This window comes from Streptomyces sp. NPDC058052 (assembly GCF_042885515.1).
In the GTDB taxonomy this organism is placed as follows: Bacteria; Actinomycetota; Actinomycetes; order Streptomycetales; family Streptomycetaceae; genus Streptomyces.
The window spans coordinates 214,160-235,035 of the sequence record NZ_JBHVRX010000006.1; the positions used below are offsets into that span (position 1 = coordinate 214,160).

Here is a 20,876-nt window from a genome sequence, read left to right on the forward strand (position 1 = left end):
TCCGTGCATCCCCCGGAGGGGAGAGCGCGTCAGTCCGTGCAGATGGAAAGCGAGTAGTTGCGGCCGCGCTTCAGCGCGGTCTTCCGCCAGTCGGCGGTCGTCTCGTACCCGCCGATGGCCGCCTTGTAGACGTCCGTGGGAGCCGGCACCCAGAAGATGGGATAGCCCTCCTTCAGGTGGGCGAGCGCCTTCTCCACGCTGTCGAAACGGGAGATGACGTCGAGCAGGAAGAAGGGGTCGGTCCCCGCGAATCCGATGCCGAGGTCCACGCACGCCTGCGAGATGCGCTCGATGCGGCGCACGACCGCCTCCGCGTCCGGCTGCGACCCGTCCCGCTCCTCGTACTTCCACCAGCCGGCGGCGAACTCCGTGAGCCGGATGCCGAACTCCTCCGGCGCCTTCGCGATCGGCGTGTCCGGCGGCAGGTAGAACGGATTGATCCGTACCGAGTGCACGGTGTCGGCGTTCTGCTCCAGGAACCGCATCGTGTCGTCGATGTCGGCCTCCACTTCGCCGGGGAAGCCGACGAGGAGGTTGACGTGGTTCCAGACGTCCTCGGCCGCGGCGTTCTTGAGGGTGCGCGACATGGTGGCCACGTCGTAGTCCTTGCGCATCAGGTCGAGCAGCCGCTGCGACCCGCTCTCCAGGCCGTAGCGGGCGAGCCGGCCCCCCAGGGCGCGGATCCGCGCGAAGTCGTCCTGCTCCAGACGGTCGGCGCGCACATAGGTGAACCAGTCGGAGCCGGTCGCCCCGTGCTGTTCCATCTGGTCGAGCAGCCGCAGGAGATAGGTCCGTGACGGATTCAACTCGTTGGTCATGAAGTTGAGTTGAGTGACACCGGCGGCGCGCAGACCGGCGAAGGAGTCGGCGACCGAGGCCGGCGGCGTCAGCACGGCACGGCTGCCGGTGGCGACGCGACAGAACGCGCAGCGGAAGTTGCACTGCTTGTCCCACACGTACAGATGGGCCCGGCGGACGCGGCGGTCGTCCCGGTACGTGGCCGACCCGAACCGCTCGTAGGCGTCCCAGCCGACCCAGTCGTACCGGGGCTGCGGCGGAAGGCTCTTGGCCTGGACGCGGGGACCCGCGACCACCTCGCCCGCACCGGCGCTCGACGTCGTGTTGGGCACCTCGGAGGCGTCGGCACCGGCGGCGAACGCGGCGATGGCCTCCCAGCCGTCCCCGATCGTCACACTGACGGACCCGAACGGCGACAGCAGATGGAGCGCCTCGGAGGCCGACCGTTCCGTCCAGAACTGGCCGCCGAAGATGACCCGCCGGCCCTGTTCGAGCGCCGTGCGCGCCAGGAGCAGCGCGGACGCGACCTGCTCGAAGCCCATGACGGAGATGCCGACGGGGGACTGCCCGCCCGGACCGGCCAGCGACCACAGGTGGTCCGCGTACGCCCGAAGCTCCGGGTCCAGCTCGCCGGCGACCGTCTCCAGCGGATCTAAGGACCTGCGGTGCAGCAGCGTCTCCTTGCCCTCGACGTGCCGGGCGGCGAGCTCGATCTCCAGGTCGCACACCTCGGCTTCGATGCCCTTGTCCCGGAGCTGTGCCGCGAGTATCGCGATACCGACCGGGGGATACGGAATAACCCGTTTCCCAGAAGGGGCAAAGAGCAGCTTCACACCGAACCACCTCGGGAGTTCGAAAGCACGAAGAGGGTTTCGACGTGCCTCGACGGTAAAGCCGCCGTCCCCCCGGATCATGTTGCATCCTGCACAGCGTGCTCCATGCGAACAAGGAGATCCCATCAATTTCTCACCCACTGAGACAGGCCGCTGACCAGGGCGTACGACACCCCCCACAACGGACAAATCCCGGCAGATCCCGGTAGCTCCCGGGAGGGATCATAAGTCGGGGATGGGACAGCGGTGTTCGGTCAGGAGCGAATCCGTGGCAGGGCGGCGAGCGGCCGTGCTTAGCTCCTGCCACCGGGACACCGGGGCCGGCAGGTCCCTCGAACCGGAAATTCAGGGGGAGGGAGGTGATTCGCATGCGTAAGTACACGAAGCCGGGCACCAAGACGGTCTCGCAGGGCACCATCCTGCGTGGCGACCTCTGATCCAGACGTGCCTTCTGAATTCAGGGGCCAATTCGGGTGTGCGCGCACTTCCCAGGGGCGCGCACACCCTGTCCGCGTCGGCCCACGAAGCGGACACGCGAATGCGAAGGAATGGACATGTGCGGTCTCGCGGGCATAGCCCGGCTTGATGGGCGGAATCTCGGTCCCGAGACGGATGCCCTGCTGCGTCACCTGGCGGACATCCTCGACCACCGGGGCCCCGACGAGCGGGAGCTGCTCCGCGACGGTCCCGTGGGCCTGGCCTTCACCCGGCTCTCGCTGGTCGATCCGGCGGACGGCACCCAGCCGTTGGTCAGCGACGACGGCAATCTCGTCCTGATCGCCAACGGCGAGATCTACAACCACAAAGAGCTGGCCGCCTCGCTCCCCTCCGACGTGAAGCTCAAGACCGGCTCGGACTGCGAGGTCCTGCTCTACCTCTACCGCCGGCACGGCCTGGACTTCCTCCGCGACGTGCGCGGCATGTTCGCCGTCATCCTCTGGGACCGCGCCGCGGGACAGCTTGTCCTGGCCCGCGACCGCTTCGGCATCAAGCCGCTGTACTACCACCGCGACGCCGGGCGCATCATTCTCTCCTCGGAGATCAAGGGACTCTTCGCCGACCCGGCGACGCCCCGCCGCTTCCTCTGGGAGGAAGCGCTCACGACCCCGTCGGTCGCCGCCGCCCCGCGCTTTTCCAGCCCCGAGATGCGCACCTGGTTCGAGGGCGTGGAGAGCGTTCCCGCGGCCACGATCCTCCGCATCGACCTGAACGGCGGAAGGACCACGCGGCACCGCTACTGGGAGCTTCCCGCGGAGCGGGACGAAACGTCCGAGGCGGACTTCTTCGTCGAGCGCTACGGGGAAATCCTCAGGGAATCCGTCCGGGAATGTGCCACGGCCGACACCGAACTCGGCCTCTTCCTCTCGGGCGGAATCGACTCCGCGATCGTGCTGGCCCTCGCGCGCGCGGAGGGAGGGGAGATCCACTCGTTCACGGCGCTCTCCGGAGGGACCCGCCTCAACGGCGACTCCGAGAATGCGCACTGGCTCGCAGGAGAACTCGGCGCCCCGAATCACCAGGTCGTCTTCGGCCCGGACCACGTGCCCACTCCGGAGGAATGGACACGTCTTCTCTGGCTGACCGAGACGCCCTTGACCGGCGTCGAGATCTATTACAAGCACGAACTCCACCGATTCGCCCGCAGCGAGCGCCCGGAACTCCGCGGCATGCTCCTGGGAGCCGCGAGCGACGAGTTCAACGGCGGCTATTCCGACAACATCGGCGGCGACTGGGACCGCTTCCTCGCCAACCTGGAGGGGATGGACCGGGAGACCCGCTTCGACGGACGCCCGGAGCTGCGGCACTGGTGGTCCGGCGGGGAGTCCTTCCTGTCGGAGCGGATGCTCCGCGACCCGCGGGGCGCCCGCGGCGGGGACGCCTACCGCGCCTACGTGGAGTCCGAGTACCGCAAGATCCAGCAGTACAACGTCTGGCACGAGGACCGCACCGCCGCCGGCAGCGGCATCGAGGCACGCGTCCCCTTCCTCGACCACCGGCTCGTCGAGCTGACCGCGTCCATCCCGGACCGCCTGCGGCCGCGTCTCCTGTGGGACAAGCGGATCCTCCGCGACGGCGTGGGGTCCCTGCTGCCCGAGCGGATCGCCGAGCGCCCGAAGGGCCCGTTCTTCTACGGCCCCGGCACCCACTACGCGTACCGCATGCTCGTGAACCTGCTCCGTGCCGACGACCACGAACTGATCGAGCGCGCCCTGGCCGCCCCGGGCGCCGGCGACCACCTCGACGCCGTCGCCATCCGGCGGCAGCTCGCCCGCTTCGCCGGCCGGGACACGGACTCGGCGTCGGTCGAGCTCCTGATGCGGATCGTCAACATGGGCCTCCTCTCCGACCTGGTGGCGAGCCCGCCCCGCCTGGAGGACCTGTCCGCCGGCCCGCTGCGGATCTCCCTGCCCGCGGGGCAGGACCCGGTCGCGGACACCGAGGACCTCTTCGCGAAGCCCCCCGCCTACGACCTCGACGGGATCCCCACGACGGGCGACGACGTCCTGCTCCTCACCGACGGCGAGGGCACCTGGTACCTGACGGACCAGGGCCAGATCGAGTTCGTCCTGGAGGAGGAGACCCCGATCCTCACCGTCCTGCGGCTCGTCGACGGCGAGTCCACCCTCGCCGCCGTCCTGGCCGAGGCCGGCGTGGCCTTCGAGGACGTCAAGCCGGAGCTGGACACGCTCTTCGAGCAGCGGCTCCTCGCCAGCGCGGGGTGAAGGCGGCCCCCATGTACCTGCACGCGTTCAAGGAGCAGTTGCTCGGCGGACCGGCCGAGGCCCGGCCGCACGGCCGGGACTACACCAGCCGCTTCGCCCGCTGGGACAGCCTGGCCAGTGTGCGCAGGAAGCCCCGGCGGGAGTTCGAGGCGGACCCGGCCGGCCTCTACTTCCCGCCGGAGCTGTATCCGGTGGTGCTGCACCCGCTCGTCGCCGCCCGGGGAGAGGCCGTGGTCTCCGGGCTGCTGCTGCAACGCCTCTACGACTACCTCGACTTCACGACCGAGCTGGAGAACCTCGCCGTCATCCCCGTCGCGACCAAGATCAGCCGCGGGCGCTCCGGCCTGGCCCTGCCCGAACAGATGCGGGCGGACGCCCACAAGATCGTCACCGACGAGGCGTGGCACGCCCAGTTCTCCGACGACTTCGCCCGGCAGATCGCGACGGAGACGGGCTGCCCGCGCCTCGGGCCGCAGAACCCCGCCGGGCCCGCCTTCGTCACCCGCCTCGACGAGCTGCGGCACCGCCTGCCGCACGGCCTCAGAGGAGTGGAGTCCCTCCTCTTCGCCATCGTCAGCGAGACGCTGATCTCCGGCATCCTCTCCGACCTCCCGCGCGACGACCGGCTGCCCACCGCCGTCCGGGAGCTCGTGCGCGACCACGCCGAGGACGAGGGACGGCACCACGTCTACTTCCGCTCGGTCCTCAAGTGCCTCTGGCCGGCCCTGACGCCGTCCGAACGGCGCGCCGTGGGCCCCCTCGTGCCCGCCGCGATCCACGCGTTCCTCGCGCCCGACTACGAGCGGGCCGCCCACCAGCTGGCCGGCGCCGGGCTGAGCCGCGACGAGATCGACCAGGTCGTCTCGGAGGCATGGCCGGCCGACCAGGTGCGGCGGAGCATCGCGGAGGCCGCCGCCCAACTGACGTACTACTTCACCGAGGTAGGCGCGCTCGGCGATTCTCGGACACTCTCCTCCTTCGAGGAGGCCGGGCTCGTCGGCATCCCCCATGAGGCCGAGAAGGCCGGCCGCGTCCCCAGGGAGGTGACGGCATGACCACGCAGACGACGGCACCCGCCAAGACGGGCGCGGGTCAGGTGTTCAGGAGGTACTGGCTCGCCACGACGGTCAGCGAGGTCGGCTCGGCCATGACCACCGTGGCCCTGCCCCTGGTGGCGGTCACCGCGCTCGACGCGTCGGTCCTGGAGACGACGCTGCTCGTCGCCACCAGCCGGGTGGCGTGGCTGATTCTCGGCCTGCCCGCCGGCGTCATCGTGCAGCGCTACCCGCTCCGCGGGCTCCAGGTGACCCTGGACCTCGTCAGGATGGCGGCGATCGGTTCCGTGCCGGTGGCCTGGTGGCTGGGCCACCTCACCTTCCCCCATCTGATGATCGCGGCGTTCGTCAGCGGCCTCGCCACCGTGCTCTTCGGCGTCGCCAACCTGACCTTCCTCCCCGCCATCATCGACAAGAACGAGCTCAGCTCCCGCAACAGCCTGATGTCGGGCACCCTCGCGGTCACCCAGACCGGCGGACCCTCCGTGAGCGGTGTGCTCATCCAGCTCACCGGCCCCGTCGGCGTGCTCGCCCTCGACGCCTTCAGCTACCTGTTCTCCGCACTGACGCTGCGCACCCTGCCCGAACGCACGCCGCCGGAGCAGCCGCACGTCAAGGCCACACAGCTGATCCGCGAGGGCTGGAACTACGTCGTCCGCCATCCCGTGCTGCGCCCCTGCCTCATCTGGGCGACCTGGATGAACTTCGTGAACGCGGCCCTGGTCGCCCTCACCCCGCTGTACCTCGTGCGCGAGGTGCACGCCTCGCCCACGGTCGTCGGCCTGGTCATCGCCATGGACGGAGTCGGTGCGCTGCTGGGCTCGACCGTCGCCACGAAGCTCGCCACGCGCCTGGGAACGGCCCGCGCCGTCATCGCCGCCTGCGTCTTCGGCGGCGCGGCGGCCCTGCTCATCCCCCTGACGACCTCGTTCTCGAACATCTACTTCTTCGGGCTCGGCACGGCCGGCTTCGCCTTCGGTGTCGTCATCGGCAGCATCATGACCAGGACCCACCGCCAGACGGACTCGCCGCCGGAACTCCTCTCCCGGGTGATGGCCACCGTCCGCTTCGTCTCGTGGGGAGCGCTGCCCCTCGGCGCCGCGCTGAGCGGCGTGCTCGCCGCGAGCGCCGGCCTGCGGACCGCCCTGTGGGTCACCTGCGCGGGCGCGTTCCTCGCCCCTCTGATCCTCCTGATGTCCTCGGTCCGCCGCCGGCGCGACCTGAGCGACGACCACCAGGACTGACACACGTCCGCCGCCCGGCGGCCACCCACCCACGGGGGAGACACGACCGTGACAGCAGGACCCGGACCGTCATTCGGCGAAAGGCGCGTGCAATGCGGAAGATGACCACGGACGACTGGCTGGCGCCGCTCCGGGCGAGAGACCTGCTCCCCGCGAACGCCCTGGCGTCGTACCTCGTCGGCTCCACCGCGCGCGGCTGGGACAACGCGCGGAGCGACTACGACATCTACGTCGTCCTCGACGCCCGGGAACTGCCCGACGCGCCGAACGCGACCCCCCTGCCGCTCGACCCCCCCTGCTCCCGCAGCGAGGTCTTCTTCGAGTCGGGGAAGCGCTGGGAGGTGACCTACTGGCTGGAGAGCCAGATCGAGCAGATGCTCGCCAAGGTCTCCTGGGAGGCGTACGAGGCGGGCACCGTCGCCGAGACGACCCTCGTCAGGAAGGAGGAGCAGTCCCTGGCCCGCCTGCTCATCAGCCTTCCCCTCACCGGACAGGACTGGCTCGACGCAGCCAGGAAGAAGCTCGCCGGGACGGCCTTCCGCTCCTTCACCGTCGTCCGCTCCCTCGTGCTGGCCGACGACGCCGTCGAGGACGCCCTCGGCCAGATGGACTCGGGCGACCTGCACTCCGCGACGATGTCCGCGCGCATCGCCTTCGGGCACTCCATCGACGCGCTCCTCGACGGCGAGAGCGAGTACGGCAGCCAGACCCCCAAATGGCGTCCCAACCGCTTCAGGGCCGCCGCCCCGACGGCGATCTCCTTCGAGGAGTACTGGGAGATCGAGACCATGCAGACCTACGACCCCGCCGACCCCCGGCCCTGGATCACCAGGGTCCTGACGATCTGCCAGGACATCTCGATGCGGGTGGAGACCTCATGACGAACGCCCACGTGCCGCGCCACCCCGACGACGTCCCCCGCCGCGTGCTCGGCACCCGCATCCGCCTGGTCCGGGGCGACTTCGTGATCGGGATGGAGAGCGAGGCCCTCCACCTCACCGGCCCCGCCAACACCATCTTCGCCTCCCTGGACGGCCGGCGCAGCGTCGCCGGAGTCATCCGGGCCGTCGCCGACGAGTACGACGCCGACCCCGAGGAAGTCGAGGCGGACGTCCGCGAGTTCCTCGACGACATGACCGACAGGGGCATCGTCACGTGGTAGCCCCCCTTCCCGGTGAGGCACCGGCCTCTTGATCCGACTCCAGATCGACGACGCCAGCCTCCACCGGATCCGCCTGACGATCAGCCCCCTGTGGGAGGCGATCGGCAGCCTGGCCCTCCTCGCCCGCTACCGGGGGGAGGTCCCGTCCCCGTACACGAGCTGGGCCCGCTCGGTACGGCCCGGCCTGCCGCACGACCTCCACCGCGACCTCGTGGACGCCCTCAGACGGCGCGACTCCCCGCTCCTCGACCCGGACTTCGTCCCCGTACCCGACCCCGACCGCACCACCCTCACGGACGAACTGGAGCACCTGCGGGCCGCCCACCCCCGCACCCGGCGCACCGACCACCTCATCAGCCTGGTCGAGCGCTACTGGGACGGGGCGATCGCCCCGCACTGGGCCGCCATCCGCTCGTCCCTGGAGGAGGAGACCCTCTTCCGGGGACGCACCCTGGTGGTCCAGGGCCCCGAAGCCATGCTGCGGGAGCTCGACGGCCGGGTCATGTGGTCGCGCCCCACCCTCACCGCGCCCTCCCACCAGGACCTGGACCTCACCGTGACGCGGTCCCGGCTCCTGCTGGTGCCGACCGCGTTCGCCGGCGGCCTGCGCCTCTTCCGCAGCCAGGAGGGAGCCGTCGCCATGGCGTACCAGGCCCGGGCCACGGGCCACTTCCACGTCCTGACCGAGCACACCCCGCATCCGGAGGCCGACGACCGGCTGGCCATCCTCCTGGGCCGGGGGAGGGCCCAGGTGGTCCGCGCCCTGGAATCGCCGCAGACCACCACCTCGCTCGCCGCCTCCCTGGGCCTGGCGAAGAGCACGGTCTCCCAGCACCTCACCGTCCTGACCGACTCCGGCATCGCCTGGAAGCAGCGCGTCGGCGGCCGGGTCTTCTACGAACTGGACGGCGCCGGACGCACCCTGGTCGCACAGCTCGGCCGCCCGGCCGACCCCGCCCGACGCGTCCCCGGGCGGGCGTAGGCCGGTTCTCCTCCGCCCCCGACCCCTCCGGCTCGGCCCGGCGGGACGGGGAAGGGACGGCCGGGCGCCCCGGACCGGGAAGAGGGCGCTGTCAGACGCCGTGTCTAGCATGGCGGCCATGACGGACACGCAGGCGGGGGCGGCAGAGCGACTGCTGCGCGAGGTGATCGGGGCGGGCCGGACCGAGGCGGACGCGGCGGGCCCACCGCGCGACACCGCACTCCGGGCGGTGCTGCGGTCCCGCCCCGCGCGCTCGGTGGCGGCCGAGGTCGAGGCCGCCGGAGGAGCCGACGCCGAAGCGGCCGTACTCCTCCGAGAACTGACCCGGCGGCACCTGGCGGCGGACACGGACCGCTGGCGCGCCCTCCACGACGCCCTCGTCACCCACCGCGGCGCGCTGCCCGAGCTGCTCACCGTCCCACCCGCCCCGCCGGTGCCCGACGACGGGCTCCGCACGCCGGCGCCGCGCAGCGTCCACCGCACGCTCGGTCTGCTCCTCGCCCACGCCGAGCCGCGGCACGCCGCCGCCGCGCTCGCCGCCCTGCCCGAGCGGGTCACCACGGAGCTGCTGGCCGGCGGGACCCTCCCGCCGCCCGTTCTTGTCACCGCCGTCGTCGACCACGGCGACACCCGCACCCGCGCGGCCCTGGCCCGCCACCCCCGGCTCGACACCCGGACCCTCGCCCTGCTGGTCGAGCTCGGCGACCCCCGCGTCACCGCCGCCGTCTACCGCAACCCCCGCACCACCCCGTCCCTGCGCCGCACCGTCGCGGACCGGCTCGACACCGTCCCGCTCGACGACACCCTGCGTGCCGAGCTCACGGCGCCGCACGGCGACGTCCCCCGCACCTGGCTCGTCCCGCTCCTCGGCTCCGGCGACCCGCGGCTCGTCCTGCCGGCCCTGCGCTGGGGCGTCCGCCAGGTCGCCCAGGAGTACGCCCTCCTCAGGATCTGGGACCGGACCGGCCCGGACGCCGTGCGCGCCGTCCTCGACGCCCCCGCCTCCACCGGCCGGCCGAGCCCGGCCGTCGTGAAGGCGTTCACCGAGGCCCTCGACGCCCCGGACGGAGAGGGACGGCACCGGCTGCGCGCCCAGGGCGAACCGTACGAGGACCCGGCCCGGCTCCCCGCCCTGCTCGCCACCGCGCGCGGCACCAGCACCCTGCGCGACCTGCTCTCCGAGCCGTACGCCCACGACATCGACGCCCTCGCCGCCGCCCACGCCGCCACCCCGTTCATGCCCAAGGCGTGCGAGGAGCTGGCCCGCCACGAGGCGGCGACCGAGGAGCAGCGCCGCGCCTTCCGCCTGAGCGTCCTCAACGAGTCGTGGCGACCCGGAGGCCGCCGCACCGGGAACTCCACCCCGCCCGCCCGGCGCCTCGCGCGGGAGCGGCTCGACGACAGAGCCGCCGACTGGGCGGAAGGCATGGCGGCGGCCGGCCTCCTCGACCCGGCCGACCTGATCGGCACCGCACGCCCCGCGGTCCACGCCCTGTCCGCCCTCGCCCGCCTCGCCCGACGCGACCTCCTGGGCCCGACGGCACGCGCCGTACTCGCCGACGCGACGCGGGCACACCTGGGAGAGCGCGCGCCGGCCTGGACCGCGCTCGACACGCTGCTGCCCGGACACGACGGAACCGTGGCGGAGCTGATCGCCGAGGCGGGCAAGACCCCGGACGGGACCGGCGCGGACCCCGCGCCGGCGGCCGAAGGCGCCACGGAACCCGGCCGCGCCGCCGAGGCGACCGCCACCGGGCCCGACCCGTCGGCCACGGAACCGCCGACCCGGCGGCTCCTTCACCGGTACCAGCGGGTGCACGCCCTGGCCGCGCTCGACCTGCTGTACGCCGTCGCCCCCGCCGGGGCGCCCCGCCCCCGTGACCCCGAGGTCCTGCACGCGCTGACCGCCTACGAACGCGCCACCGCGCCCGGACTCGCCACCCCGCACTGGTTCGCCGCCGCCTGCGCCGCCCACGGCGTCCCCGCCTCCGAGAACGGCCCCGCGTACGAGGCGCCGACCCTCGCGCAGGTCCGCGCGCGACTCCCCGAGACGTACGGCTCCGGCGCGCAGCACATCGAACACGCCTACGTACAGGGAGTGCTGTCCGCGGAGGAACTCCTCACCCTCCTCCCCGCCCGGCGCCTGCTCCTGCTGCCCCACGACTGGCAGCGGCTCGCTTTCGCCACCGCCTGGCGGACCGCGCTCGCCCGCACCCTGCGCACCGCACTCGGCACCGACCCCGACGCGTGGCTGCGCCTCGCCGCGACCGCGAGGGCGTCCGAAGCCGCCTCCGAGGGACTGACCTGGGCGGAGCTGCTGGACCGCGCAGGGTCCGGTTCGGCTCCGGCGGCGCACCCGGGCGCGGCGCCCCTCGGCCGGACCAGGCCGGGCACCCCCGACGAGGCGATCGGCCTCCTGGAGCGCGGCGACCACCTGTGGGGCTGGCCGGAGGGCACCCTGCTCTGCCTCGCGGACCCCGAGGTCGTCGAGGCCGTCCTGCCCCGGCTCGGCCCCGACGGGCCGTGGCTGCTCGCCGCGTACCTCCTGCGCCACGACCGCACCCCCCGCGCCGCCCTCGACCGGCTGCTCGCGGACCGCGACCCCGACGCGCTCCGCGTCCTCGCCGCCCAGTCCCGCTGGATGGAGCGGAGCGGCGCGGTGGAGCGCCTCGCGGACCTCGACGACCCCGAGGTCGATCTCGCCCTGCTCCGCCACTGGACGCCCCGGCCCACCGTCCACCGGATCGTGACCAGGTCACGCCCCGCCACGGAACGCCCGTCCCTCGGCGCCCTGGTCCTGGCGGCCTGGCGCACGGAGGGCACCGCACGGCCGCCCGGCGGTCTGGCGTGGCTGTGCTCCGCCGAACCCGACCTCGTGGAGGAACTGCTCGGCCGAGAGGGCTCCCGGCTCGGCCTCGGCCACCAACTGCTCGGATGCCTGCGGCTGTACGAGCACGGCGGCACCGACCGGCTGGCACGGCTCGCGGGCCGGGACGTCCTGGGCCGCACCGCCACCGCCCTCTGCGCGAAGGCCCTCGCGTCCGCCGACCCCGCCGCCGTCCTCCGCGCCCGGCTCGACCGCGAACTGGCCCCGGAGAAACTCGTCCGGAAGCTCCGCCGCGCGCGTCACGCCCCCCACGCACGCGACCTCGTCGCCTCCCTCCCGCCCGGCGAAGCCGTGGACTGGCGCACCCTCGAAGCGGTTCACGCCGAGGAACCGCTTCCGCACTGGAAGGACATCGTCAGCATGGACGGCGTCCCCGAGGACGTACGGTTCCGCCACGCGGCGCTGCTCGGCGAACCGGGCCCCGACGGCATCCCCGGCAGTCCGCGCCTCACCCGCGAACGGGCCCGGCACGGCCTCGGCGGGCTCTTCCACCGCGCGCCGACCACCCAGCTGGACGGCCTGCTCACCGCCGGCCTCCTCGACGCCCAGGACCTCCTGCGCCTCGCGACCCCGGCGGCCCGGATCCTCGCCTATCTGAACGCCGCCGCCCGCCGTACCGACGCACCGCCCCAGGCCGAGCAGGCCCGCACCGCCCTGGCCGACCTCGTCCGCTCCCGCCTGGGCACGGACCCGGCGGCCTGGCACCGCGTCGCCGAGCACCTCACCGGCCTGGCGCCCGAAGGGGACCCGGACGTGACGGTGGAGGCGCTGCTGGCCGAAGTGCGCCCCGCGGAAACCCTGTTGCGCGAAACGCCTCGCGATCCAAGGATGGCGCCGTGACGATCGCGGACGAGCCATCCATGCCGGAGACCCGACGACCCGTGGCGCTGGTGACCGGCGTCGGCCGCTCCGTCAGCATCGGCGTGGGCGTGGCCGACCGGCTGGCCCGGGCGGGATGGGACGTCGCCTTCACGTACTGGTCGCCCTACGACGCCCGCATGCCCTGGGGCGCGGAGTCGGACGCGGCGGCCACCATGACCCGGGCCCTGGAGGAGCGGGGCGCCCGTACGGCGGCCGTGGAAGCGGACCTCGCCGACCCCAGCACCCCGGAACGCGTCTTCGACGAGGTCGAGGAGCGGCTCGGCGGCGTGACCGCCCTGGTGATGTGCCACTGCGAGTCGGTCGACTCCGGCCTCCTCGACACGACGCTCGAAAGCTTCGACCGTCACTTCGCCGTGAACACCCGCGCCACCTGGCTGCTGATCCGCGAGCACGGACGCCGCTTCCGGGGGACCCCGGGCACGGGGCGGATCGTCAGCCTCACCAGCGACCACACCGTCGGCAACCTCCCCTACGGGGCCAGCAAGGGCGCCCTGGACCGCATCACCCTCGCCGCCGCCCAGGAGCTCGGCCACCTCGGCATCACGGCCAACGTCGTCAACCCCGGCCCGGTGGACACCGGCTGGATGGACGACACCGTCCGCGAGCACGTCCTGCGCCACACCCCGCAGGGCCGGCTGGGCACCCCGCAGGACACCGCGCACCTGGTGGACTTCCTCTGCTCGCCCGAAGGCCAGTGGATCAACGGCCAGTTGCTGAAGAGCAACGGCGGCTTCGCCACCTGACCGCCGGGACGGCCGCCGCGGCGCTCTCGCGGCCGGCTCACGGGTGCCCGGCGTGACGCCAGACGAGTGTGTACCGCCAGAACAGCCGTCGCCGGAGCCGAACGCCCGGCAGGACGCTCCGGGCCTGCCCGGCGAGGTCGGAGAAGGTCATCTCCGCCGGCCGGGTCAGCGCCGTCATCGAGGCCGGCCGGGGTGCCCGGCGGCCCCTGTTCCTCAGCCGGCCCGTGGCCGCGTTCAGGGGAACGGCGAGCGCGCCGAGGAGATGGTCCCCGGCGGTCCGCGCGCGCCACAGGCCGACGACCACCAGGGTGCCTCAGGGGGCCAGGTGCCGGCGGAAGACCGTGAGGGCCTCGGCGAAGGGCAGGTGGTGCACGGTGGCGACACAGGTGATGACGGTGCGGGCGGTCCACTGCCCCGGGCGGCTCGTCGCCCACGCGCGTCCGGAGAGACGGCGCCGCCCCGGACGGCAGGGTCCGGGGCGGCGGCAGGATGCCCGGCGGGCCGTGAACGCCCCTATCGGAGCACGACGTTGTGGGCCGGGAAGATCGTGGGCTGGATGTCGCCGTGGCCGAGGTCCGCCAGGATCGGGCCGAAGGTCCGCGCGTGGTGTTCCAGGGCCTCCGCGCTCTCCCAGATCTCGGTCACCCGGAACCCGCCGTCGACCGGACCCGCCGCGTGCGAGAGGAGACCGGTGTTGGGCAGGTCCGCGAACCGCGTGAAGCCCTGCCCCTGGGTCACCCGCTCGATGACGGAGTCGTACAGCTCCTGTCCGGCGCCGGGAAAGTCGAAACTGACGATGATGGCCATGAGTTGCCCCTGTCTCGGTGTGCCGCGCTGCCGCGGCTGGACGCCGAGCCTAGCCACGGGTGATCAGGTGATCGCACCGTGCGACGAACTCCCGCACCGGCTCGGGGAGTCAGGGTGCGGTGGGGGCTGTACCGACAGACCCCGGTGCGCTTTCTGTTCGACGGGGGACCGTCCCGAGCCGTCCCGCCCCCTCCCTCGCGGTGGTGACGGCGCGGTGAGGGCGGGGCGGCCGGCGGCGCAGGCGCGCCGACCCCACGGACGAGGCGGAGGTGCGATCGGCATGCGCGACCGGAAGGTGGCCACGGCTTCTACGGGCCGGAAGGCCGAGCCTCGATCCGGTGTCCGTCCCAGGCGCCGAGACCGACCGTGGTCGTATGGCGTCGGCCCGCGTCGGCGGCGGCCTCGGTGACGTCCTCGGCGGGACAGTGGCCGGGACGTCCGGCCTTCGGAGTCAGCACCCAGATCGTGCCGCCGTCGGAGAGCGCCCCGACGTCGTGGAGCAGTTCGCTCGCGAGATCGCCGTCGCCGTTGCGCCACCAGTACAGGACGACATCCGCCGTGACCTCGACGTCCCCGTCCAGCAGCGCGGAGCCCGTGGCCTGCCGGACATCGTCCCGGATCGCCGGGTCGGTGTCGTCGTCCCACCCGATCTCCCGTACGACCTGCCCGGCCCGCAGGTCCATCCGCTCCGCGTGGACCGCCGCCATCCGCACCGCCTCCTTCGGACGCACGCACCCCGAGTGCGTCCGAGGAACAGCCAAACAGGCGGCCCGCCCGTCCGGGCCCAGATCGCCCGGATCCGGGGGTACGGGGCGCGGCGCCACCCTCGTCGACCGCCGAGGTCGCGACCGAAGCCCGCCGGCTCGTGGGGGAGCGGGCACCCCGCCGAAGTCCTGGACATGACAGAACAGGTGGTTCCGCTTACTCTTCCGGCATGAAGATGCTGGTGGGGGGCCTCGCAGCGGGCCTGGGGTCCGGGGCCGTAGCAGGATTGACCGTCGCGACCGTGTCGCAGGGCTCTGTCCCGGACACGCCGGTCGCCGTGTTCCTGTGGACCGCCTTCGGGCAGATTCCGGCCCTGGCCATGTCCACGGGCTGGGCCTTCGCCGGACTCGTCGTCGGCCTGGCATGGCTGAGCGGTTCCCCGGCCGCGGGAGCGCTGACCGGAGCGCTGGCGCTTCCCGCGGCCCACGCGGCGTACTACGCGACCGCGACCGTCACGGGCGGCGACGGCGGACCCCTGACGGAGTGGCTCCTCGCGGGATGGCTCGTCGGCGCGCTGCTGGGCGGCGCGGCGGGCTGGGCCCGTCGGACCCTGGTCCCCGCGACCGGCTGATCCGGCCTGTCCGGGTGGTGACGGCGACCGGTCGGCCCGGCCCGTCCGGAGGTCGAGAGGCGTCTCACGGGCCGGGCGGACACCCGCCCCGTGCCCGCGGGGACGACCGCGGGTACGGGGCGGTCGCGCGAGCGGCCGGGGGCGTTCTCACCCGGCCGCCCCCAGGAGGTCTCCTACCAGCGCGGGACGCCGGCCCAGAGCTGGTTGCCTCCCCTGTGGCAACCCCACTGGCTCACGCCGGCGCCCCACGCGGTGCTCCAGCCGCCGAGCTCCAGGCACTTGCCGCTGTGGACGTTGACGAGAGCCTCGGCGCTCGTCCCGTCGTCGTCGTAGTCGATCGCGTACCACAGCTGGTTGTCGCCACCGGTGCAGTCCCACTGCCGCGCCGGCGCGCCGTCGTCCTGGCGCCAGTCGGCGATCTCCAGGCACTTGCCCGAGTTGTTGTTGACCAGCCGCCAGAGACCGGCGGGGAACTCCTGGTCGAAGTGCCAGCTCTGGTGCACCTTGTCGTTGCATCCCCACTGGGTGGCGCGGGCGCCGTTGGCCTTCGACTCCCCGCTGATCTCCAGGCACAGGCCGCTGTGGAGGTTGGTGACCCTCGGAGAGTCCGACGCCGAGGCCGGCGTGACCGCCGTGCCGACCGTGAAGGTGAACGCCAAGGCGAGTCCGGCGAGGAGCCGCCGTCGTATCTGTCTCATCATGCCCCGTTCCGTGCATCGTGCGGGGGCGCGCGGCGCAGGCCGATGACGTCTCCAAGAAACACGCCCCCCGTAGATCTTGGTGCGGGGATTAGATCACCGCACCGCACCCGACGGCGAGACGGCGCGCGGCGTGTCGCCACAGCGATCGGCGCCGAGGCGGCCGTTGCGGAGTCGGTGGGTCCCGGAGCGGAAGGCCGGGCGAGCAGGGAGCGAGCCCGCGTCCGGCGAGGCCCGCTCACGGAACGCACCTCAGCCCACCGTCGCGCTGGGCGTCCGGCCCTCCTGGGCCTCCTGGGCGCGGGCCGCCGCCATCCGGACCAGCTGCTCCAGCGTCTCGACCTCGTAGTCGTCGTTGCTGCCCCGCTCGGCCACCAGGACGACGGTGGTGCCGACCCGGGCGAACGCCTGGCCCTCTCCCTTGGAGTGTTCGAAGGCCGACGACTCCTGGCCGAGGGCCGGGACGGACAGGGGCTTGGCCCCGCTGTTGTCGCGCGCCTCCTTGGTGACGCCGGCGTACACGCGTTCCGCGGCGTCGGCCGACGTGCAGGCGATCACCGCGAAGTACGCGGACTGGTCGTACTGGTCCCTGAAGGACGACTGGGCGATGCTCAGGACCTCTTCGCAGTCGGCCAGGATCTCGCAGGCCGCGTCGCCCGTGTCGACGGACGGCTCGCGCCGGCTCGTCCAGCCCGTCGGCATGCTGTGCAGATCGGGCGCGACGGCCTTGACGAGCTCCGGGTCCTTGAGCACGGTGACCTTCGGGCCGGAGCCGGACCACAAGGGGCCGCCGTCACCGTCGTCGTCGCCGCCGATGAGGCCGGCGAGCCCGTAGAGGGCCAGGGCCAGCACGGCGACCACCGCGACGAGGGCGGCGAGCGCCGAAGGGCTGCCCTTGCGGATCTTCGTGATCGCCTGGTCGCCGACGACGAAGGTGCCGCGGGCCCGCGAGCTGCGGTCGATGTGGATGCTGCCGACGTTGTGGGGCGGCTGGGCCGGCTTGGGCGGGGCCAGCAGGCTCGCCAGGTACGCGGCGAACGCCGGGTCCTCGGTCAGGACGTCCGTCAGCTTCTGGCGCAGCCGCGCGCGGGCGTCCGGGTCGTCCGGCGCCTGCTCGACAGCGGCCAGCGCCTCCGGTCCCTGGTCGACACCGCCGAGCCGGCTGCGCACCAGTTCGACGACCATGCCGCCGACCGCGCCCCCGGCCGCGGCGACCGCCGTGTTCCCCGCCTGTGCCACCAGGTCCACCGCCGCGGCCGCCAGATCCACGCCACTCCCCATGTCGCGCCCCCTGCCCCTCGGACATTCCAACTGCTCTGATGAGCAAGGAGTCTGATCCCCTTTCAGGGATGAGAGAAACCCGTGGGGCGGAGTCGCCGCGGGGGTGGATCCCGTCGTCGTACGCCGCGGGGGCGGGCCCGGCGGACCGGGACCGCCCCCGCGGTCGAGCGCTCGCAGGTGTCTCAGGGGCGGTGGAACCGCACCTCAGGGTGGGCCGGGTCCGGTCCGTCGAGGAGCGGCTGGTCCTGGTCCCGCAGGTGCTCGTCGAAGAAGGCGGCGACGTACGCGCGGGTCACGGACACCGCGCGTTCGGTCGGGAGGTCGCCGTGAGGGAGGCCGAAGTGGTCGAAGAGGACGGGCGCGTCGGAGAAGCCGAGGTGGTCGGCGCCGGCGACGGTCAGCCAGTGCTTCTCACCGCTCAGACCCGCCCAGGTCGTGTCCCAGGAGGCGTCCTCGCCGCCCGGCCGGTGGTAGTCGTCGGTGCCCAGCAGCAGGAACGGCCGGTCGCCGAGCCCGTCGGCGGGCAGCGTGTCCCAGAACGTGCCGTCCATGTTCACCCCGGCGTCGATCCGCCGGTCGGAGGCCATGGCGCTGACGGCGCTCGCGCCGCCGACCGAGTGGCCGGCCATGCCGATCCGGCTCCGGTCGATGGAGGACGCGTACCGCCACGCGGAGCGGGGCCCGGTCAGCCGGTCCAGTACGAAGCGGGTGTCGGCGGCGCGGGTCCCGGTCACGAGCGCGCCCTTGGTCCAGCCGCTGTCCTCCATCACCGTGCACGCCACGCAGGTCAGGGTGCGCCCGCCGGGAACCGACGTACCGGACGACTCGTAGGCGTGGTCGAGCGAGGCGACGACGTAGCCACGGGAGGCGAGGTCCACGGCGAGGCTGGTGAGCGTGTACCGGGCCATGCCGAAGCCGGGGGAGAGCACCACCAGCGGGTGCCGTCCGGGGGCGGGCCGTGCGTCGACCGTGCTGTGCGTACGGGCCCGCGCCACGCCCCGGATCAGCGCCGGGTCGTCGACCGACACGGCCTTGAGGAGCAGTCGGGCCTCCTCCGTGGTGGCATACGTCGCCGGACGGCCCGGCGCGGGGCGGCCGTTCCCGGGACGGGCGGCGGGGTAGTGCAGGGTGACCATCAGTTCCCGGCCGTCGGCCTCGGGCACCCAGGGGTCGGTACGGGAGCGGTCCACGAGGTGGAGGACGGAACTCCCCACCCCGTACGGCCCGGTGGGGGCCGGAACCTTCAGGCGTTCGGCCGGCCGGTCCGGGGCGCTCGTGGCGGCGCGCCCGGCGTCGGGAGCGGCCGGAAGGACGGCGACGGTCCGATCGGCCGGCGTGGTGGTGGCGGCCGGAGCGGCCGTGGCGGTGGTCGCGGCCGGTAACGCGACCGCGCAGGCGAGCAGGGCGGTGGCAGCCGCCCGGATCATCTTGTTCATGCCGAGGACGCTACGGCCCCGCTCCCGGGACCCGCGTCCTCCCACGGTCGCAACCCCCGCGAGGACCGTACGACCCGGGGCTGACACCGGCCTCCTCCGGTGACCGGCCGGGGCCGCGCCGGGGCCACTCAAGGACCCGCCGAAGCGCGATGAGCGCCGCGGAACGCCCGAGGACGCCGTGACGCCCGAGAGCACCGCGGCGCGCGAGGTCCGCGAATCTCCTTTGCCGGCCCGGCAGTCGGTGGCCTACCTTCGCGATCATGCTGCCACCGGTGGAAACGGATGAAGAGTGGGACGCCGTCGTCCCCGACGAGTCGGTGATGCGCCCCGGCGCGGAGGACCTCTGCGCGCGCCTCGGCCTCGCCGATCGACCGCTGACCCGTTTCACGGACGGATCGCAGCCCGTCTACGCGGTGGGCGACGACCACGTCCTCAAGCTGTTCCCGGGAGCCGCCGCGCAGGACGGCGTCGCGGAGGGCCGCGTCCTCTCCCACGTCCAGGGACGGCTGCCGGTGCCGACCCCGCGGGTACGGGACTCCGGCCCGTACGAGAACGGCTGGCGGTACGTCCTGATGTCCCGGCTCCGCGGCGAGAACCTGGCCGCCGCCTGGGACCGCGTGCCGAGGAGCGACCGCGAACGGATCGTCACCGAGATCGGCGAGACCCTGGCGGTGCTCCACTCCCTCGACCCCGACCCCCTCGGGGACGTCCTCGGCCCCGGCGACTGGGGCGCGTTCCTGGACCGCCGGTGTGCCGACGCCGTGGAACGGCAGCGCGAGCGCGGGCTGCCGGACTCCTGGCTGGAGCAGATCCCGGACTTCCTGGCCTCCGTCCCGCTCCCGCGGGACCCGCACCGCTCCCTCCTGCACACCGAGGTCATGCGGCAGCACTTCCTGGTCGAGCCTGAAGGGTGGCGGCTGACCGGCCTCTTCGACTTCGAACCGGCCATGATCGGCGACCGCGCGTACGACTTCGTGGGCGTCGGCCTGTTCGTCACCGGGGGCGATCCGGCCCTGCTGGCCCGCCTCGCCCAGGCGTACGGCCACAGCTTCGCACCGCCCGAACTGCTCGCGTACACGCTGCTGCACGTGTACAGCAACCTCCCCTGGTACATGAGGGAACTGCACGCGCCCGCCGAAGGGACGCTGCACTCGCTCGCCGAGGCGTGGTTCGGCACGGGCTGACACAGGTCCGGCAGAAGGTGACGGAGCCGCGGAGCCGCGGACCGGGCGACAAGGAGAACAGAACGTGACATGGGTCGGCGATCCCCGGCTGGCGGCCGACGCCGAGGCCGCGTGGTACCTGGAGGCGGCCTTCACGCCCGGCGCCCGACTGGGGACGGTGTACGACGACCCGTCGACGCCCGTCGTCGTGACGGGGGTCGCCGAGGTGGCCACCTTGCGCGTCCCCAGCGGCCGCATCGTCGTCGACGCGCCATGGGACGACGACGATGCCCGGATGTACGAGTGCGGGCTGCCGACGAGGCCCCCGCGGGAACTCGCGGTGGGCATCCCCCCGGGCACCTACCCGGTGGAGGTCGCGTGGACGGCCGGTCCGTACGCGTTCCTCGGCAGGCGCTTCGACGGCGTCGAGTGCGCCGCGACACGCCTGCGCGTCAGCGACGAGCCCGTGGCCGGCTGGGAGGCGGGCCTGGGCGTCGCCGACGACATCGCCCGGCTTCAGCCGGGCGAGAGACCCCGGGTCGCCGCCGGCGCGAACGTCGTCTGCTTCGCCGACGCGGGCGCGTGGACGACGCTGTCCGCACCGTTCCGCACGTACGTGGACGGCAGCCCGGTGCCACGCGACACGGAACGCCTCTCCCACGAGGGCGAGCGCGTGAGCGACGAGGCGCGCCGGGCCGATCTCGTCACCTTCGCCGCCGAGTCCGGCGGCGTCGTCTGGCTGGGCCGCACCGGGACCGGCGACGTCTCCGTGATCGTCGTCACCAGCGGCATGGCCGGCGCGAAAGCCTGACCGCCGGCGGGCGGAAGGAACGACGAACGGGCAGG

At 73.3% G+C, this 20,876-nt stretch carries 17 protein-coding genes and 1 pseudogene; 11 read left to right on the forward strand and 7 right to left on the reverse strand.

Features of this window, described 5'->3' with window-relative positions:
- Positions 1-29: 29 nt before the first annotated feature.
- Complete coding sequence (locus ACFVU3_RS11560) at positions 30-1,631, reverse strand: B12-binding domain-containing radical SAM protein (RefSeq protein ID WP_390065664.1); 1,602 nt, start codon at positions 1,629-1,631, stop codon at positions 30-32.
- Between the two features lie 554 nt (positions 1,632-2,185).
- Between ACFVU3_RS11560 and asnB the strand changes: the two genes are divergently transcribed.
- From asnB to ACFVU3_RS11600, 8 genes are all read left to right on the forward strand, one after another.
- Positions 2,186-4,354 (forward strand): asparagine synthase (glutamine-hydrolyzing), encoded by a 2,169-nt coding sequence (gene asnB / locus ACFVU3_RS11565; RefSeq protein ID WP_390065665.1) that lies wholly within the window; start codon positions 2,186-2,188, stop codon positions 4,352-4,354.
- Between the two features lie 11 nt (positions 4,355-4,365).
- Positions 4,366-5,409, forward strand: a complete 1,044-nt coding sequence (locus ACFVU3_RS11570; protein ID WP_390065666.1) for a diiron oxygenase — start codon at positions 4,366-4,368, stop codon at positions 5,407-5,409.
- Complete coding sequence (locus ACFVU3_RS11575) at positions 5,406-6,653, forward strand: MFS transporter (RefSeq protein WP_390065667.1); 1,248 nt, start codon at positions 5,406-5,408, stop codon at positions 6,651-6,653. The genes ACFVU3_RS11570 and ACFVU3_RS11575 overlap by 4 nt, the downstream gene beginning before the upstream one ends.
- 101 nt (positions 6,654-6,754) lie before the next feature.
- A complete protein-coding gene (locus tag ACFVU3_RS11580) occupies positions 6,755-7,534 on the forward strand; it encodes a hypothetical protein (protein WP_390065668.1) in 780 nt (259 codons plus the stop codon).
- The gene (locus ACFVU3_RS11585) at positions 7,531-7,815 is read left to right on the forward strand and encodes a PqqD family protein (RefSeq protein ID WP_390065669.1); all 285 of its coding nucleotides are present in this window, start codon (positions 7,531-7,533) and stop codon (positions 7,813-7,815) included. Before ACFVU3_RS11580 ends, ACFVU3_RS11585 begins: the two co-directional genes overlap by 4 nt.
- Before the next feature lie 28 nt (positions 7,816-7,843).
- Positions 7,844-8,797 carry an ArsR/SmtB family transcription factor gene (locus tag ACFVU3_RS11590; protein ID WP_390065670.1) on the forward strand — a complete coding sequence of 318 codons (954 nt, stop codon included), beginning with the start codon at positions 7,844-7,846 and terminating at the stop codon, positions 8,795-8,797.
- 118 nt (positions 8,798-8,915) lie between these two features.
- Positions 8,916-12,524, forward strand: a complete 3,609-nt coding sequence (locus ACFVU3_RS11595) for a hypothetical protein (RefSeq protein WP_390065671.1) — start codon at positions 8,916-8,918, stop codon at positions 12,522-12,524.
- A 20-nt stretch (positions 12,525-12,544) separates the two neighbouring features.
- Positions 12,545-13,309, forward strand: a complete 765-nt coding sequence (locus tag ACFVU3_RS11600) for an SDR family oxidoreductase (RefSeq protein WP_390065751.1) — start codon at positions 12,545-12,547, stop codon at positions 13,307-13,309.
- A 37-nt stretch (positions 13,310-13,346) separates the two neighbouring features.
- Here the strand turns inward: ACFVU3_RS11600 and ACFVU3_RS11605 are convergent.
- From ACFVU3_RS11605 to ACFVU3_RS11615, 3 genes and pseudogenes are all read right to left on the reverse strand, one after another.
- Positions 13,347-13,703 (reverse strand): annotated as a pseudogene (locus ACFVU3_RS11605) (SAM-dependent methyltransferase); the annotation flags it as partial.
- Between the two features lie 119 nt (positions 13,704-13,822).
- Entirely contained in the window at positions 13,823-14,116 is a 294-nt protein-coding gene (locus tag ACFVU3_RS11610) for a hypothetical protein (protein ID WP_390065672.1), read from the reverse strand.
- Between the two features lie 308 nt (positions 14,117-14,424).
- Positions 14,425-14,823: a DUF3052 domain-containing protein gene (locus tag ACFVU3_RS11615; RefSeq protein WP_390065673.1), complete on the reverse strand. Its 399-nt coding sequence runs from the start codon at positions 14,821-14,823 to the stop codon at positions 14,425-14,427.
- Positions 14,824-15,122: 299 nt separating this feature from the next.
- On the opposite strand from ACFVU3_RS11615, the gene ACFVU3_RS11620 reads away from it, so the two are divergent.
- Positions 15,123-15,452, forward strand: coding sequence for a hypothetical protein (locus ACFVU3_RS11620; protein WP_390065674.1), 330 nt, complete (start codon positions 15,123-15,125; stop codon positions 15,450-15,452).
- Positions 15,453-15,625: 173 nt separating this feature from the next.
- Here ACFVU3_RS11620 and ACFVU3_RS11625 read toward each other — a convergent pair whose 3' ends face one another.
- The 3 genes from ACFVU3_RS11625 to ACFVU3_RS11635 all read right to left on the reverse strand — a co-directional run bounded on the left by ACFVU3_RS11625 (position 15,626) and on the right by ACFVU3_RS11635 (position 18,867).
- Positions 15,626-16,153 carry an RICIN domain-containing protein gene (locus ACFVU3_RS11625; protein ID WP_390065675.1) on the reverse strand — a complete coding sequence of 176 codons (528 nt, stop codon included), beginning with the start codon at positions 16,151-16,153 and terminating at the stop codon, positions 15,626-15,628.
- A gap of 249 nt (positions 16,154-16,402) precedes the next feature.
- A complete protein-coding gene (locus ACFVU3_RS11630; protein WP_390065676.1) occupies positions 16,403-17,431 on the reverse strand; it encodes a hypothetical protein in 1,029 nt (342 codons plus the stop codon).
- A 182-nt stretch (positions 17,432-17,613) separates the two neighbouring features.
- On the reverse strand, positions 17,614-18,867 hold the full coding sequence (locus ACFVU3_RS11635; RefSeq protein WP_390065677.1) for an alpha/beta hydrolase family protein: 1,254 nt from the start codon (positions 18,865-18,867) through the stop codon (positions 17,614-17,616).
- 260 nt (positions 18,868-19,127) lie between these two features.
- On the opposite strand from ACFVU3_RS11635, the gene ACFVU3_RS11640 reads away from it, so the two are divergent.
- Both ACFVU3_RS11640 and ACFVU3_RS11645 read left to right on the forward strand, forming a co-directional pair.
- Entirely contained in the window at positions 19,128-20,051 is a 924-nt protein-coding gene (locus ACFVU3_RS11640) for a phosphotransferase family protein (protein WP_390065678.1), read from the forward strand.
- A 64-nt stretch (positions 20,052-20,115) separates the two neighbouring features.
- Entirely contained in the window at positions 20,116-20,841 is a 726-nt protein-coding gene (locus tag ACFVU3_RS11645) for a DUF4241 domain-containing protein (RefSeq protein WP_390065679.1), read from the forward strand.
- Positions 20,842-20,876: the final 35 nt, after the last annotated feature.

What these genes read in the sequence shown, in the direction of transcription:
- ACFVU3_RS11595 (WP_390065671.1), top strand. Translation starts at nt 8,916, where the DNA reads ATGACGGACACGCAGGCGGGGGCGGCAGAGCGACTGCTGCGCGAGGTG.
- ACFVU3_RS11615 (WP_390065673.1), bottom strand. Translation starts at nt 14,823, where the DNA reads ATGGCGGCGGTCCACGCGGAGCGGATGGACCTGCGGGCCGGGCAGGTC.
- asnB (WP_390065665.1), top strand. Translation starts at nt 2,186, where the DNA reads ATGTGCGGTCTCGCGGGCATAGCCCGGCTTGATGGGCGGAATCTCGGT.
- ACFVU3_RS11580 (WP_390065668.1), top strand. Translation starts at nt 6,755, where the DNA reads ATGACCACGGACGACTGGCTGGCGCCGCTCCGGGCGAGAGACCTGCTC.
- ACFVU3_RS11600 (WP_390065751.1), top strand. Translation starts at nt 12,545, where the DNA reads ATGCCGGAGACCCGACGACCCGTGGCGCTGGTGACCGGCGTCGGCCGC.
- ACFVU3_RS11635 (WP_390065677.1), bottom strand. Translation starts at nt 18,867, where the DNA reads ATGAACAAGATGATCCGGGCGGCTGCCACCGCCCTGCTCGCCTGCGCG.
- ACFVU3_RS11610 (WP_390065672.1), bottom strand. Translation starts at nt 14,116, where the DNA reads ATGGCCATCATCGTCAGTTTCGACTTTCCCGGCGCCGGACAGGAGCTG.
- ACFVU3_RS11575 (WP_390065667.1), top strand. Translation starts at nt 5,406, where the DNA reads ATGACCACGCAGACGACGGCACCCGCCAAGACGGGCGCGGGTCAGGTG.
- ACFVU3_RS11585 (WP_390065669.1), top strand. Translation starts at nt 7,531, where the DNA reads ATGACGAACGCCCACGTGCCGCGCCACCCCGACGACGTCCCCCGCCGC.
- ACFVU3_RS11630 (WP_390065676.1), bottom strand. Translation starts at nt 17,431, where the DNA reads ATGGGGAGTGGCGTGGATCTGGCGGCCGCGGCGGTGGACCTGGTGGCA.
- ACFVU3_RS11625 (WP_390065675.1), bottom strand. Translation starts at nt 16,153, where the DNA reads ATGATGAGACAGATACGACGGCGGCTCCTCGCCGGACTCGCCTTGGCG.
- ACFVU3_RS11640 (WP_390065678.1), top strand. Translation starts at nt 19,128, where the DNA reads ATGCTGCCACCGGTGGAAACGGATGAAGAGTGGGACGCCGTCGTCCCC.
- ACFVU3_RS11570 (WP_390065666.1), top strand. Translation starts at nt 4,366, where the DNA reads ATGTACCTGCACGCGTTCAAGGAGCAGTTGCTCGGCGGACCGGCCGAG.